This is a genomic window from Enterococcus raffinosus, assembly GCF_001886185.1.
GTDB lineage: Bacteria > Bacillota > Bacilli > Lactobacillales > Enterococcaceae > Enterococcus_A > Enterococcus_A raffinosus.
This window is the reverse complement of the sequence record NZ_JXLA01000004.1, coordinates 18,505-32,429: the sequence shown is the minus strand read 5'-3', so window position 1 is coordinate 32,429 and position 13,925 is coordinate 18,505. Positions and strand designations below refer to the sequence as shown.

General features: G+C 39.2%; 14 protein-coding genes and 1 other annotated feature. Of the genes, 11 read left to right on the top strand and 3 right to left on the bottom strand.

The features are described from left to right. Positions 1-6: 6 nt before the first annotated feature. A complete protein-coding gene (locus tag RV13_RS02755; RefSeq protein ID WP_010747127.1) occupies positions 7-1,110 on the bottom strand; it encodes an ABC transporter ATP-binding protein in 1,104 nt (367 codons plus the stop codon). 331 nt (positions 1,111-1,441) lie between these two features. Between RV13_RS02755 and RV13_RS02750 the strand changes: the two genes are divergently transcribed. The 4 genes from RV13_RS02750 (at position 1,442) to RV13_RS02735 (ending at position 6,054) form a co-directional block, all read left to right on the top strand. Further along, entirely contained in the window at positions 1,442-2,698 is a 1,257-nt protein-coding gene (locus RV13_RS02750; protein ID WP_010747126.1) for an extracellular solute-binding protein, read from the top strand. 131 nt (positions 2,699-2,829) lie between these two features. Then, positions 2,830-4,155 (top strand): carbohydrate ABC transporter permease, encoded by a 1,326-nt coding sequence (locus tag RV13_RS02745; RefSeq protein ID WP_035015876.1) that lies wholly within the window; start codon positions 2,830-2,832, stop codon positions 4,153-4,155. After that, positions 4,155-4,994, top strand: a complete 840-nt coding sequence (locus RV13_RS02740; RefSeq protein ID WP_010747124.1) for a sugar ABC transporter permease — start codon at positions 4,155-4,157, stop codon at positions 4,992-4,994. Before RV13_RS02745 ends, RV13_RS02740 begins: the two co-directional genes overlap by 1 nt. Positions 4,995-5,148: 154 nt before the next feature. Continuing rightward, positions 5,149-6,054 (top strand): magnesium transporter CorA family protein, encoded by a 906-nt coding sequence (locus RV13_RS02735; protein ID WP_010747123.1) that lies wholly within the window; start codon positions 5,149-5,151, stop codon positions 6,052-6,054. 37 nt (positions 6,055-6,091) lie between these two features. Here RV13_RS02735 and RV13_RS02730 read toward each other — a convergent pair whose 3' ends face one another. After that, positions 6,092-6,901 carry a Cof-type HAD-IIB family hydrolase gene (locus RV13_RS02730; protein WP_010747122.1) on the bottom strand — a complete coding sequence of 270 codons (810 nt, stop codon included), beginning with the start codon at positions 6,899-6,901 and terminating at the stop codon, positions 6,092-6,094. 78 nt (positions 6,902-6,979) lie between these two features. Next, positions 6,980-8,017, bottom strand: a complete 1,038-nt coding sequence (locus RV13_RS02725) for an FUSC family protein (protein WP_010747121.1) — start codon at positions 8,015-8,017, stop codon at positions 6,980-6,982. 132 nt (positions 8,018-8,149) lie between these two features. Then, positions 8,150-8,278 (top strand) — a sequence feature (ribosomal protein L20 leader region). Between the two features lie 27 nt (positions 8,279-8,305). On the opposite strand from RV13_RS02725, the gene infC reads away from it, so the two are divergent. The 7 genes from infC (at position 8,306) to RV13_RS02695 (ending at position 13,917) form a co-directional block, all read left to right on the top strand. Then, positions 8,306-8,830: a translation initiation factor IF-3 gene (infC, locus tag RV13_RS02720; RefSeq protein WP_010747120.1), complete on the top strand. Its 525-nt coding sequence runs from the start codon at positions 8,306-8,308 to the stop codon at positions 8,828-8,830. Positions 8,831-8,903: 73 nt separating this feature from the next. After that, positions 8,904-9,104 (top strand): 50S ribosomal protein L35, encoded by a 201-nt coding sequence (rpmI, locus tag RV13_RS02715; protein WP_010747119.1) that lies wholly within the window; start codon positions 8,904-8,906, stop codon positions 9,102-9,104. Between the two features lie 61 nt (positions 9,105-9,165). Then, positions 9,166-9,525 (top strand): 50S ribosomal protein L20, encoded by a 360-nt coding sequence (rplT, locus tag RV13_RS02710; protein WP_010747118.1) that lies wholly within the window; start codon positions 9,166-9,168, stop codon positions 9,523-9,525. Positions 9,526-9,901: 376 nt separating this feature from the next. After that, positions 9,902-10,513, top strand: a complete 612-nt coding sequence (locus RV13_RS02705; RefSeq protein ID WP_010747053.1) for a hypothetical protein — start codon at positions 9,902-9,904, stop codon at positions 10,511-10,513. A gap of 29 nt (positions 10,514-10,542) precedes the next feature. Beyond that, positions 10,543-10,731, top strand: a complete 189-nt coding sequence (locus RV13_RS02700) for a hypothetical protein (protein ID WP_010747052.1) — start codon at positions 10,543-10,545, stop codon at positions 10,729-10,731. Between the two features lie 350 nt (positions 10,732-11,081). Next, positions 11,082-11,210, top strand: a complete 129-nt coding sequence (locus RV13_RS21500) for a hypothetical protein (protein ID WP_010747051.1) — start codon at positions 11,082-11,084, stop codon at positions 11,208-11,210. Between the two features lie 154 nt (positions 11,211-11,364). Then, positions 11,365-13,917, top strand: coding sequence for an HAD-IC family P-type ATPase (locus RV13_RS02695; protein ID WP_010747050.1), 2,553 nt, complete (start codon positions 11,365-11,367; stop codon positions 13,915-13,917). Positions 13,918-13,925 lie beyond the last annotated feature (8 nt).

The following is a 13,925-nucleotide window of genomic DNA, read 5'->3' as shown; positions in this document are numbered from 1 at the left end:
CCGTTACTAATAGATTGCCTCTTCCGTTTCGAAATCAAAGAAGCGAGCCTTATTTAAATTGAAGGCGAGACAGATTTGTTCGCCAGGATTATGAAAATCTCGAGCATCCACTTTAGAAATGAATTCTGTGTTACCGATTGTGGAGTACAGCATGGACTCATATCCGAGCAGTTCGCTGACAACAACGGTGGCAGAGACAACGGAATTCTCATAAGCTTCTAAAGCAACCTCTTCTGCTGTAATGTCTTCTGGTCGAATCCCAAAAGTTACTGTTTTCCCCTCATATCCTTGACCCGTTAACGTTTTTACTTGTCCTTCCGGCAAAGGGAGATCCAGACCTTTATGATTTGTGATGCGCCCATTTTTAAAAGTAACTTCAAAGAAATTCATTGCTGGACTACCCATAAAGCCGGCAACAAATTTGTTCGCTGGTCTATTATATAGTTCCTGAGGAGATCCCACCTGTTGAATGACCCCTTCATTCATAATGACGATACGATCTGCTAAAGTCATTGCTTCCGTCTGATCGTGAGTTACATAGATTGTCGTGGAACCTAAGTTTTGATGGATTTTAGCGATTTCTGCCCGCATTTGTACGCGGAGTTTTGCATCCAAATTAGATAAAGGCTCATCCATCAAAAATACTTTTGCATCACGGACGATGGCACGACCCATAGCAACTCGCTGCCGTTGGCCGCCTGACATGTCTGCGGGCTTTCGGTCTAACAATTCTGTCAAACCTAAGATTTTCGCAGCTTCTTCTACACGTTGTTTGATGTCATCTTTAGGATATTTTCGCAATTTCAATCCAAAAGCCATATTTTCGAAAACAGTCATATGAGGATAAAGGGCGTAATTTTGAAAAACCATCGCAATATCACGATCCTTAGGTGGAGTATCGTTCATTCTGATACCATTGATCTCGAAATCGCCATCAGTGATATCTTCCAATCCCGCGATCATTCTAAGTGTGGTGGATTTTCCGCAACCTGAAGGACCAACGAAGACGATGAATTCATGCGTTTTGATATGAAGATTAAAATTTTTGACAGAGTAGGCATTATTGTTTGGATATTTCTTGTTAATGTGTTTCAAATTTAATTCGACCATTCTAATGCTCCTTTGGATTTAATAGGTTATTGTGGTGCAATTATTACACATTATGCAATCGGTTGCAAACGTGTAATTTATATTTAGATAGTTAAATAATTTGTATTTTATAATGTTGATTAAGTGGTATACGTATGGGAAAGCTTGTTTTATCAATGTATAATAGTCTTTGTAAAATGAATAATATGAAATTAAAAAAACAATTTTTTTGTTTAAAATAAAAATAAATTCAAAAAAACAAAATAATTTAAGCGCTTTCTATTGCAAAAAGAAGCAATCGGTTGCATAATGTGTTTTGTAGCAAAAATCAACTAACGCAGGAGGAAGCGGAATGAAAAGTAAATTGAAGAAGTATTTATTGTCAGGTGCAATGTTAGGAGCAGCTGTTTTAACATTGACTGCATGTGGGTCAGGTTCTGATGAAAAGGAAGCAGCTAGCTCATCAGATAAAACAGATGTGACGTTATGGGTTACAACGGATTCAAAAAAATTCTATACGAAAGTTTTAGAAGACTTTAAAAAGGACAATCCAGATATCAATGTAAAGGTTGTTGAAACTGAAGACTCGAAGGCTCAAGAAAATGTTAAAAAAGATCCTTCTTCTGCGGCAGATGTTTTTGCGCTGCCTCATGATCAGTTAGGACAATTAGTAGACTCTGGGGTCATTCAAGAAATTCCTGAAAAATATGCAAACGAGATTAAAGAGGAACAATCGGAAACAGCATTGTTAGGAGCTACGTATAAAGACAAGGTCTATGCGTTCCCATACGGAATCGAATCTCAAGTGCTTTATTACAATAAAAAATTATTGAGTGAAGACCAAGTCGGAACCTATGAGAACATTACTAAAGAAGCGACTTTCGGTGCGAATTTAAAGGCTGTCGATGCTTATAAAATTGGTCCATTGTTCATGTCGGTAGGTGATAAGCTATTTGGCGATACTGGAGAAGACGTGAACGGGACAGATTGGAATAATTCTGCGGGTGTTTCAGTCTTGCAATGGATTGCAGATCAGAAGAATAATTCTGGATTTGTGAATGTCGGAGACGATTATATTTCGCAATTTGAGAACGAGAAGATTGCGGCGTTTGAATCGGGTCCATGGGATAAAGATAAAGCGATTGAAGCGGTTGGAAAAGATAATTTAGGAATCGCAGTTTATCCGAAAATTACTATCGGGGGCAATGAAGTTCAACAAAAAGCCTTCTTAGGTGTGAAATTATATGCAGTAAACCAAGCTCCTGCTGATGGTGATTCGAAAAAAATTGCAGCAGATTATAAACTTGCGGCTTATCTATCTAATGCTGCGACACAAGAAGCTCAGTTTAAAGATGAAACGAGAAATATTATTCCATCGAATACAACGGTTCAACAAGCGGATTATGTAGCGAATGATGAATTAGCGAAAACGGTCGTTACCATGAGTGGTTCGGACTACTCTGTTGTTATGCCGAAGATTCCTGAAATGACGAATTTTTGGACAGCCTCTGCAGCCGTTTTAAGTGATACTTACAATGGAAAAATCAAGCCAGACCAATATCAAGCGAAGCTAGATCAACTAGTTGAGGATATCTCTGGCAACAAGTAAGGAGTAGATGTCGGAGCGAAAAAAATTAACCTTTTTTGCTCCGAAATTCTTTTGTGTATCAAACAAGCTTATTTCAAAAAAAGGAGGTTCTGTCAATGGAAATATCCGGGGGTTATGGTGATGATTTCTCAATGAAGCGTGTGTTCAGGGAGGGAGACCTCAAAACAAAGCTATCATTCGGAATCATGGGACTAAGCAACCTGTTAAATAAACAATTCTTTAAAGGTATTTTATTCTTGTTGTCTGAAATTATATTTATTATCGCGTGTATCTATCAGATTATTCCGGGAATTGTCGGATTAGTAACGTTGGGAACGAAAACTCAAGGGATGCAATGGCAAACGATTGATGGGATAAAGATGAAGGTGTCGGTAGAAGGCGACAACTCCATGCTATTGATGATCTATGGATTGGCAGCTATTATTTTCTGTGGCGTATTTGCTTATGTCTACTGGTGCAGCCTGAAGAGTAATCGGAAATTATTTTTGTTAAATAAAGAAAATAAGAAGATCCCAAGTTTTAGAGAAGATCTAAAAACACTGGCTAACGGCCGCTTTCATATGACATTAATGATCATTCCGTTAATCGGTGTGCTGCTTTTTACTATTTTGCCGTTGGTTTATATGATTGGTATTGCATTTACGAATTATGATCATAATCATTTGCCTCCTGGACACTTGTTTGACTGGGTTGGACTGGCAAATTTTAGCAATGTATTAACCGGTCGTATGGCAGGAACTTTCATGCCGTTGCTGTCGTGGACAATGATCTGGGCTGTTGTAGCTACGGCAACCAACTTTTTCTTTGGAATTTTACTGGCACTGCTAATTAACACAAAAGGATTACGAGGGAAAAAGGTTTTTCGAACAATCTTTGTCATTACGATGGCGGTACCGCAATTTGTTTCTTTGTTAATCATGCGTAATCTGTTAGCGGATTGGGGCCCTTTAAACGCTCTTCTAGAGAAGTGGGGGTTGATTTCTAACGCGCTGCCATTCCTAAGTGATGGCACTTGGGCGAAGTTTTCGATTATTTTTGTCAATATGTGGGTAGGGATTCCGGTAACGATGTTAATCGCAACAGGGATCATTATGAATTTACCGACTGAGCAGATCGAAGCAGCTGAGATTGACGGAGCAAACAAATTTCAGATTTTTCGATCCATTACATTTCCGCAAATTCTGCTAATCATGACACCTAATCTGATTCAGCAGTTTATTGGAAATATCAATAATTTCAATGTGATCTATCTATTAACTGGCGGTGGACCCAATAATTCGGCTCTCTACCAAGCCGGGGATACTGATTTATTAGTAACTTGGCTGTATAAATTGACCGTTGTAGCGAGTGATTATAACTTAGCCAGTGTCATAGGGATCATTATCTTTGTGTTGAGCGCGGTCTTTAGTTTATTAGCATATACTCGCTCAAAATCTTATGAAGGAGGTTTGCAATGATGAAGAAGCAAAAGACGCGAACACTAGCATTTGTTTACATCTTGTTGATCACTCTTTCGATCATTTGGCTATTTCCAATTTTATGGGTTGTTTTGACTAGCTTTCGCGGAGAAGGAGCGATGTCGGTCAACTATATTATTCCGAAAACCTTTACGCTGGAGAATTATAAAATGCTATTCAGTAATAACTCATATCCTTTTGCCCAGTGGTTTTTCAATACACTGATTGTAGCAATCGCTACCTGCCTTATTTCAACGTTCATCACTGTAGCAATCGCTTATTCTGTTTCGCGAATCAAGTTTAAGTTTCGCAATCGTTTCTTGAAGTTAGCATTGGTTTTGAACATGTTTCCTGGCTTTATGAGCATGATTGCTGTGTATTATATCTTAAAGGCGATGGAACTAGATGGGACATTGATTGCTTTGATCATCGTATATTCCGCGGGTGCGGCATTAGGTTTTTATATCGCGAAAGGCTTTTTTGATACGATTCCGTACTCCTTAGACGAGTCAGCTATGATTGACGGGGCTACAAAAAAGGATATTTTCTTTAAGATCACATTGCCGTTGTCAAAACCGATCATTGTCTATACGGCATTAATGACGTTTATGATTCCGTGGATGGATTTCATTTTCGCACAGGTTATTTTGGGTCAACAAAAGCAGAAATACACGGTAGCAATCGGTTTGTTCACCATGCTTCAGCCAGATAAAATCAATCAATGGTTCATGCCTTTTACAGCGGGCTGTGTGATTATCGCCATTCCGATCACATTGTTGTTTATGGTAATGCAAAAATATTATGTGGAAGGGATCACGGCTGGCGGAGTGAAGGGGTAATTTAGCTTTGCTTTCATTTTACAAATTTAAACCGTTGAGTACAGAGGTGAAATTAATTCGCTTCTGTTCTTTTTTATTATCAAGTAGTATTAAACTACTAAATCAATTTTTTTTGCTATACTGAAGGTCAATGATTTAGTTAGGGAGGATTGTGATGGACAGCAGACAAACATTCAATCAAGAGATGTGTTCATGGATCAATGTAGATGCTACGCAGCCTCACGAGATAAAAAAATTACGAGCCAGCTATGCGATCAGCGACGAAATGCTGACGTACGCATTAGATGATAATGAACGGGCGCGGGTGGAGTATGATCCGATGGAAAAAGCCCTTCTATTGATCTTTAATGTGCCGAATCTTTTGAAAAAGGATAATCATTATGAGACAAGTCCGATGGCCTTTATTCTGAAGGATCATACCTTTTTTTCTTTTGTAAATGATCGGACTTCTTATGTTGAGAATATTATTGAAAACATCTTATCGAATGAGCCGAATCAAAGTACCGCGAGTTTATTGTTTCATACGTTGTTTTTGATTTCGGATTATTATTTTCCGTTAGTGGAGGAAGTCGACAGTCAGCGAATCCACCTAAATAAGAAACTACGGGAGAAAACAACGAATAAAAACCTATTGGCTTTATCTGATTTGGAGATTGGCTTGGTGTATCTAGTGACAGCGACTAAGCAAAATGCTGTGTTGCTGGAACAAGTAAAGGTCCAATCTATTTTTTCTAGTTTTACCGATAAGGAAAAAGAAGAGCTGGATGATGCGTTGATCGAGGCGAGGCAGGCAGTAGAGATGACGAAACTGTCTAGTGAAATTTTGGATCAATTATCTGGTACCTATAATAATTTATTGAACAACAATTTGAATGATACGATGAAAATTCTGACGATTTGGTCGTTGTTACTAACAATTCCGACAATCGTGACGGGCTTTTTCGGGATGAATATGCCATTGCCATTTACGCATTCTGAGATTGGGTGGGTTATTACGCTAATCATCAGTCTTGGGTTATCAGTGTGGCTAATCTTGGTCTTATGGCGCAGAATACGTTAAAAGCGAAGCAATCAAATGATGCTTCGCTTTTTTTATCTTACAGGATGAATGTTTCAATGACTTCAGCTACAACACTTTGCTCATGATCTGCAATGGTTGTATGTTGAGCTGCCTCTTTTACAGCAGGAACCGCGTTTGCTACGGCAATGCCCAATTCTGCTGCATGGATCATGGCCAAATCATTGGTGTTGTCACCGATTGCGATTGTTTCTTTCATAGGAATCTCCAGATGATCGGCGAGTGTTTGTAAAGCCACACCTTTGCTGACTCCTTTAGGATTGAATTCGATGTAACGATTAGAAGAATAGCTGATTTCTAAGACATCGTGGAGGGGCTTGGGCATTTCTTGCTCTAACCGTTCCAAATAGCTGCGATCTAAATTTTGGAACAAGGCTTTGTAGCAGACTTGATCTTTTAGAAAGCTTATCTCATCATCCAGCCGTTTTTCGTGGGGGATTGTCGTTAAGTAGGCGTCTTCCTCCGGATTGCTGTGATAGACATACGTTTGATCGAAGGTATAGAGATGGATCGCGACATCATAGTTCGAACCAAATTCAAATAGTTGAGCCAAAATCTCAAAAGGCATAGGAAAATCTTTGATGATTGTTGGTCCATGGTTTTCTACGACTACGCCGCCATTAAAACCGATCATATAATGATTTTTCTTATTCGCCGCATCTAATTCTTCTAGCGTTTGTTTAATGGAATAAAAGCCGCGTCCGGTAGCTGGTGCAAAGACCAATCCTTGCGCTTCAGCCATTTTTATTGTTTCTTGCGTTCGTTTTGAAACATGTCGGCTTTTATCTAACAATGTTTCATCGAGATCGCAAGCAATCAATCGATACATAGTGGAGCCTCCTTCATTTTTATTGTCCTTATTATAGCAAAATCCGAGTGGACTCACTCGGATTTTTAATGGTTGTATTTAATTAGAATGGAATTTACGGTTGTAAAATTCCAAACTGGTGCTCATCAGCCAGCCAGCTAACAGCCCCAATAAACTACCGATCACGATTCCTAGAAAGCGAAATTGAATCAAGGAATTGAGATATTGCTGTCTTGCCAGCATTGAAAGCATTAATGCCATTGGAGTGGAGAAAAACTGAGCGATGGCATAATTACGTTTCACGAAATATTCGACTGTTACAAAAAGGGCGGTAATAATCAGTAAGGTTTCAAAAACGGATAATGGTAAATTCAGCAAGAAGGCTGCAATTGCCAGTCCGATAATCGTACCGAAAATTCGTTGGACATTGCGATGAGCCATCGCTCGAAGATTGTCTCCCTGTAAAATGGAGGCGCAGGAAACGACCAACCAATAAGGATTTTTCAATTGCAGTCCCATACTTAGATAAACAGCGAAGAATAAAAAGCCGCTATATAAAAGACTATCGATCACTACTGCTGGATCATCATTGATTCGTTCCTTTACTGTTTTTAGACGTTCGCTAGCAGCTGGCGAGGGTTCCTTTTCTACAAGATGTAGCAGGAAAGCGAAGCCTAAAGAAAAAAGAACACCGAGAAGCAAGAAGCTGCTCATTGTGGGAATTCTATGTAGCGGAATTTTTGTACTAGCTCCCATTGCCGTAACCATGACAATAAAGAAGGGACCGGGTTTAGCGATACCATATAATCTAAAGAAAAATCTTCCTAAAAAACCAACGATTGCAACGACGATCGGAGCCGTCCAAGCAGCATGAGTGGAAAGCATTCCGAGAAAGTTTCCTACAGTTAAAAAGCTGCCGACGATAGCTAAACGGATCATCAATTGTTTTAGTGGGAGTCTTTGATAATAGAGAAAGGTGAAGATGCCTAACGAGCCGAAACTAGAAATTGTTAGTTGGTGGAGTAAGTAGCCGGTAAAAAGAATACTAATCATGCAAAGACCAGCGCCAATCAAGCGTAAGGGGGATTCCTTGGGTTTGTTGTAATGAATCAATTCTTTAAAAAAAGAATGCTCCATACGATCACTTCCTTCCTCTATACGTTAGCATACAAATTAAAGAAATTTCAACAAAAGTTTCTGAAAACAATCAGAAAGAGGAATTATCTGGTTGACATTTTAAGATGCCTCTTGTATACTGGTAAAGTTGAGAAATGAAAGCAGAAGCACCCGCTTCTCGCCTTACGCGAACATCTCGCTGGGCTAGATAGTTAATGACTGATCTTTTCGATGAGTCGAACTACGTGCGGGTTCGTAAAGAACTCGTTTTTTTATTCGCTTTTTTTCTCTCAAAAATTTTGGAGGTGAATGACCATAGCAAAGGATATGATGGTTAACGACGGCATTCGTGCACGTGAAGTACGTTTGATCGGACAAGACGGCGAACAATTAGGTGTGAAATCGAAAGTAGAAGCCTTAAAGATTGCTGAACAAGCAAACCTTGATGTAGTCCTAGTCGCTCCTGGTGCAAAACCACCTGTAGCACGTATTATGGATTATGGGAAGTATCGCTTCGAGCAACAGAAAAAAGAACGTGAAGCTCGCAAGAAACAAAAAGTGATCAACGTTAAAGAAGTTCGTTTGAGCCCAACAATCGACGTGAACGATTTTAATACAAAACTTCGTAACGCACGTAAATTCTTGGAAAAAGGCGACAAAGTAAAAGCGTCAATCCGTTTCAAGGGCCGTGCCATTACCCACAAAGATATTGGTCAAAAAGTTCTTGATCGCTTAGCTGAAGAAACTGCCGATATCGCGACAGTGGAACAAAAGGCGAAGATGGACGGACGTAGCATGTTCTTAGTGCTTGCACCGAAAGAGAAGAAAGACTAGCAATAATTTTGAGAATGCATCTTTGACTCTCGTTAAAGAGTATGCGAAATGAAAAGTAGGAGGAAATTTAGTCATGCCAAAACAAAAAACACATCGCGGTTTAGCAAAACGCGTAAAACGCACTGGTAAAGGCGGTTTGAAACGTTTCCGCGCGTTCACAAGTCACCGTTTCCACGGAAAAACAAAAAAACAACGTCGTCAACTACGTAAAGCGTCGATGGTATCAAAAGGCGATTACAAACGTATCCGCCAACAATTGGCACGCATGAAATAATTGCGCAACCCGCTTTACAACTTAAAAAATTCAATGATTTATTTATTAGGAGGAATTAAATATGGCACGTGTTAAAGGTGGAACTGTAACTCGTAAACGTCGTAAAAAGACATTAAAACTAGCTAAAGGTTACTACGGTTCTAAACACACTCTATTTAAAACAGCTAAAGAACAAGTAATGAATTCATACAACTACGCATACCGCGATCGTCGTCAAAAGAAACGCGACTTCCGCAAATTGTGGATTGCACGTATCAACGCTGCAGCTCGTATGAACGGCTTGAGCTACTCAAAATTAATGCACGGTCTTAAAGTTGCCGGTATCGAAATCAACCGCAAAATGTTAGCTGACTTAGCAGTTAACGATGCAGCTGCTTTCACTGCACTAGCTGACCAAGCAAAAGATTCATTAGCTAAATAAGCTTATAAACGTTGTTGTTTCAACGTATACCCCGCTCTTATTGAGTGGGGTTTTTCTTTTGCCCCAGACTTTTTCTATTTTTTATGAGGTCCTTAAAAATCGGCGTTTTTTTCTTCGTGTTTTTTGATCAGTGGATGATTCATCGTTTATATGATCTGTGAGAATAAGAAAGATCAGGTCGTGACAAATGTGGTTGCTGAGTAGTATTGAAGGGGAGATAGAAATAAGAACGATTTTTTTTATTATATATTTTCTCAAAGACGGGAAGTAAAGATACACATTACATCAAGCCATGCTATACTATGTTTGTCAAATTTACAATGCAGTCGGAAAATTTAATGGGGTGGGAACGGAAATAGAAAGGGTAAGGAAGTCAATGCTAGTTGATGAAGCAATGGAGATTTTGTATGATGAAATTGAGAAAACTCTAAATTGGAAGTTTATTAAAAGTCGAAAAACTTTTAAAAAAGTGGTTGAGGATTTAGTTTTTGAAATTACTTTTTTTTCATCAAAATGGAATAAATCTTACGAAAACATTGAAATACAATGTGAGTTCAGATTATGGTGTAAAAAATTTGGAAAATCATATAATGTAAATAGTGCTGTTGGTTTTTTTAGTTTGAATCCATTAAATGAAAGTTGGTGGAATATAACCACCAACTTTCATTTAGAAAACACTTTAAAATGTTTACGTGAAATTATAAAGAGTAAAGTTATTCCTGTTTTAAATAAATTTGAAACAAATGTTTCAACTGCCGCAAATGATTTTGCTAAAGAGCCTTTATTTAGTGAATATAATATAAGTGTGCAATTTATTGATATGTATGCAGGTAGAGAACAAGCTGTAGCGATTTCTAAAAAGATTTACGCTGATTTAAATGAAAAAAAAAGGGATGAAATAAAGAGATATTGCCAAGGTGCAAGAAGCGAGCCGTGGATGATAAATCCCTCCAATTTACGTTATATCGTAGATAATAATCTTATCTAGTTCTGGCATTATTTTGAAGTAGATGCTTTATGAATTGGTTTGACAAATATAAAAATGATTTTGAATTTAAAAGTTATGTCCTGTCAAAAAAGACTGGAATAACTCGTAGTATTTTGGAATTTTTAGAGGATTCAAAAGATGGAAGTAATGTAAAGTTTGGAACGCTAATTTTATTAGCTGAAGTGGGAGGTAAACCATTAGCTGATTTGGTAAAGTAACTTTATAGAAGAATAATCGCTCAGAATGAATAATATCTACCATGTAGTTATTACACCGAAAATATTAATATTGTTCTGAATGACCATATGAATTGCAACTATCTGTTCTCTGGTTAATCAAATTGATCTTAGAAGCACAAATAAACATAGACCATGTGAAAATTATTATTCCACCCATGTTAGACAAGAAATTTTTTATTTGTTCAAAAACCTTGCACCAAGCGTTTAAGCATATTAGAAGATACTTTCAATCACTTATGCTATGTTTAATATATAAAATGGTCGAGACAGTTAAGCGAGTTTTAACGGTTTCGTTTTTCATTAATAAAAAAACGCAGGAGGGAAATAGCATGAAATCATTATTTAAGTTTATGGTTGCTAGTACACTTATCGTAGGCGGCGTTTTAGTTGCAGGGACAATTTTGACAACGAAGAAGATCGACGAATACGGCGATGATCTGCAAAACTTTTTACACTAGTCTTATTGTGGCATAGCGGCACTTCATTTTGGAGTGGCGCTTTTTTTGTTTGCTAAAACACAATTATTTCAGTCTTCCATGAAATTATCGACCTTAAAAATTGTGATTTCTCCGTATACTTAAGGTATCAAATGAATGAGATGGAGGAATACATATGAAATGGTATCAATTATCAGTAAAAGATGTTTTACATAAAACAGACTCACAGGTCGCTGGATTAACAAAAGAAGAACGGAAGACACGTTTGAAAAACAATGGACCGAATAAGATGGAAGAAAAGGAGCAGGTTCCATTGTGGCGTAAAATCGCCAAGCATTTTACAGATTTATTGATGGTGGTTTTGATTGTTGCAGCGCTATTGAAATTTGTGACAGGTGAAATGGTTGAAGGCAGTATTATTTTCCTAGTTGTAATCGTCAATGGCTTTGTAGGCTATTGGCAAGAGCGTAAAGCGGAGGAATCATTAGACGGATTAAAGCAGATGATGGGGCAGGAAGCCACGGTTTTAAATGAAGGCCAAGCGCTTGAAGTAAATTCAGAGGAGCTGGTTCGAGGAGATATTGTTCTCTTGAAGGCAGGCGATGTGATTCCTGCAGATTTACGTTTGATCGAGGTACATGACTTAACGGTAGAGGAATCGATCTTAACTGGTGAATCAGAGGCAGTTGAAAAGAAGGTTGATGCGATTGCGCAAGAGGCTCTAGCTGGGGATCAGCTAAATATGGCCTTTTCAGGTACGCTGGTACAAACAGGTTCAGCACGTGGTGTGGTTATTGAAACAGGAGACGCCACTGAAATCGGAAAAATCAATCATGCGTTGCAGTCGATTCAGTCTCAGACAACACCGTTAGTAAAAAAGATGCACCAGTTAAACAAGCAAATCTTTAGAGGGATTTTAGCATTAATTGTGTTTTTACTCTTCTTTACGAGTTTCAGGTATGGAATGGATTGGAGCTTGATGTTCTCGGCGAGTATCGCGTTGATTGTTGCGATGATTCCTGAAGGACTACCAGCCGTCTTAACAATGATTTTATCCATGGGTGTCAAAGAGATGGCTGATGAGAATGCGATTATCAAAGGCATGCCAGCGGTAGAGACGTTAGGATCGATGACTGTGATCTGTTCAGATAAAACAGGAACGCTCACGAAAAATGAGATGACTGTGCAGGAGGTTGTCACGGAGAAACCAACGTTAGTGAAGGAAATCATGAACAACTGCCAGGATTTAAAAACCAAAGATGAGCAAAAAATCGAAGAAATCCATGGCAATCCAACAGAGCTGGCGCTATTGAAGTATGTAGACGAGGAAAATCAGCAGCTAAAACCAGTGTTAGGGAAGATTCCCTTCAGCTCTAGCTATAAGTATATGGCAACACTACATGCCGTTGATGATGAGTACGTGATTTTTATTAAGGGGGCACCGGAAGTATTATTAGAAAAAGCAGCGTTAGAAAATACGGAAAAAAGTAAGTGGGAAAAGCGTGGTTTAGCGTTGGCTAGCAGAGGGCAGCGTGTTCTGGGATTCGGATATAAAAAGGTTTCTTCTGCGGAATTAACCCATGACGCCTTACATGGCTTAACCTTTGCTGGCTTGGCGGGGATTATTGATCCGCCAAAAGAGAGTGCGATTCGTGCAGTAGCTCAGGCGCAGCAGGCTGGAATCTCAGTGAAAATGATTACTGGAGATCATAAAGCAACGGCACAAGCGATCAGCGAACAAATTGGCTTGAAGCACACGGCTAAACTACTAGAGGGGGCCGACATTGACGGAATGTCAGATGAGGAATTGGCTGAAGTCGTTGGGCAGGTGGACGTATTTGCTCGGACGACGCCTGATCATAAGCTGAGAATCGTGACTGCGTTGCAGAAAAATGAAGAAGTTGTTGGGATGACCGGCGATGGCGTGAATGATGCGCCGGCTCTGAAGCAAGCAGATATTGGGATCGCGATGGGGATCAAAGGCAGCGAGGTAAGCAAGCAGGCCGCTGATATGGTGTTAGCAGACGATAACTTCTATACAATTGTAAAAGCAGTTAAAGAGGGGCGTCGGATTTTTGATAATCTGCAAAAGACGATTAATTTCTTTTTACCTACAGCTTTGGCACAAGGGTTGATCGTGATATTGGCTCTCTTAATGAACCGTCCGCTACCGTTGACACCGATTCAAATATTGTGGGTGAATATGGTGACCACAATCACGCTCTCCTATGCTTTAGGCTTTGAAAAAGCAAGTAGCGATACGATGACGCGTCCGCCAAGAGATACAAAGCTGGGGATACTATCAGGCTATAGCTTCTTTCGGATTCTGTATGTCTCTCTGCTGATCATGATTCCAGCCTACTTCTTATCTATGCGCTTTGAAGGAGCGGCGCTGCAGCAGACCATTCTTTTACAAAGCATTGTTTTAGGGCAGGCAGTATACATGATCAATTGTCGTGAGCTGTTCGATCCGGCGATCAATCGCCGGTTCTTCGAGAATAAGTTTTTGTTTCTCTCATTAGGCATTCTCTTTATTCTCCAAGCAGGTGTGGTCTTCCTTCCTTTGGCGCAGCAGCTAATTGGAACAACGGCACTTAGTCCGGCGCAGCAATTAGTAATTTTAGCCAATGCATTGCTGCTGTTCCTAGTCGTTGAAATCGAGAAGAGGATCAGCAAAGGGATTTTTCGGAGAAAAGAAAAAGCGGTCAGTCGTTACCAGAATGACTAACCGTTTTA

Coding starts and splice junctions, on each gene's coding strand:
- RV13_RS02755 (WP_010747127.1), bottom strand. CDS start 1,110: ATGGTCGAATTAAATTTGAAACACATTAACAAGAAATATCCAAACAAT.
- RV13_RS02750 (WP_010747126.1), top strand. CDS start 1,442: ATGAAAAGTAAATTGAAGAAGTATTTATTGTCAGGTGCAATGTTAGGA.
- RV13_RS02745 (WP_035015876.1), top strand. CDS start 2,830: ATGAAGCGTGTGTTCAGGGAGGGAGACCTCAAAACAAAGCTATCATTC.
- RV13_RS02740 (WP_010747124.1), top strand. CDS start 4,155: ATGAAGAAGCAAAAGACGCGAACACTAGCATTTGTTTACATCTTGTTG.
- RV13_RS02735 (WP_010747123.1), top strand. CDS start 5,149: ATGGACAGCAGACAAACATTCAATCAAGAGATGTGTTCATGGATCAAT.
- RV13_RS02730 (WP_010747122.1), bottom strand. CDS start 6,901: ATGTATCGATTGATTGCTTGCGATCTCGATGAAACATTGTTAGATAAA.
- RV13_RS02725 (WP_010747121.1), bottom strand. CDS start 8,017: ATGGAGCATTCTTTTTTTAAAGAATTGATTCATTACAACAAACCCAAG.
- infC (WP_010747120.1), top strand. CDS start 8,306: ATGACCATAGCAAAGGATATGATGGTTAACGACGGCATTCGTGCACGT.
- rpmI (WP_010747119.1), top strand. CDS start 8,904: ATGCCAAAACAAAAAACACATCGCGGTTTAGCAAAACGCGTAAAACGC.
- rplT (WP_010747118.1), top strand. CDS start 9,166: ATGGCACGTGTTAAAGGTGGAACTGTAACTCGTAAACGTCGTAAAAAG.
- RV13_RS02705 (WP_010747053.1), top strand. CDS start 9,902: ATGCTAGTTGATGAAGCAATGGAGATTTTGTATGATGAAATTGAGAAA.
- RV13_RS02700 (WP_010747052.1), top strand. CDS start 10,543: ATGAATTGGTTTGACAAATATAAAAATGATTTTGAATTTAAAAGTTAT.
- RV13_RS21500 (WP_010747051.1), top strand. CDS start 11,082: ATGAAATCATTATTTAAGTTTATGGTTGCTAGTACACTTATCGTAGGC.
- RV13_RS02695 (WP_010747050.1), top strand. CDS start 11,365: ATGAAATGGTATCAATTATCAGTAAAAGATGTTTTACATAAAACAGAC.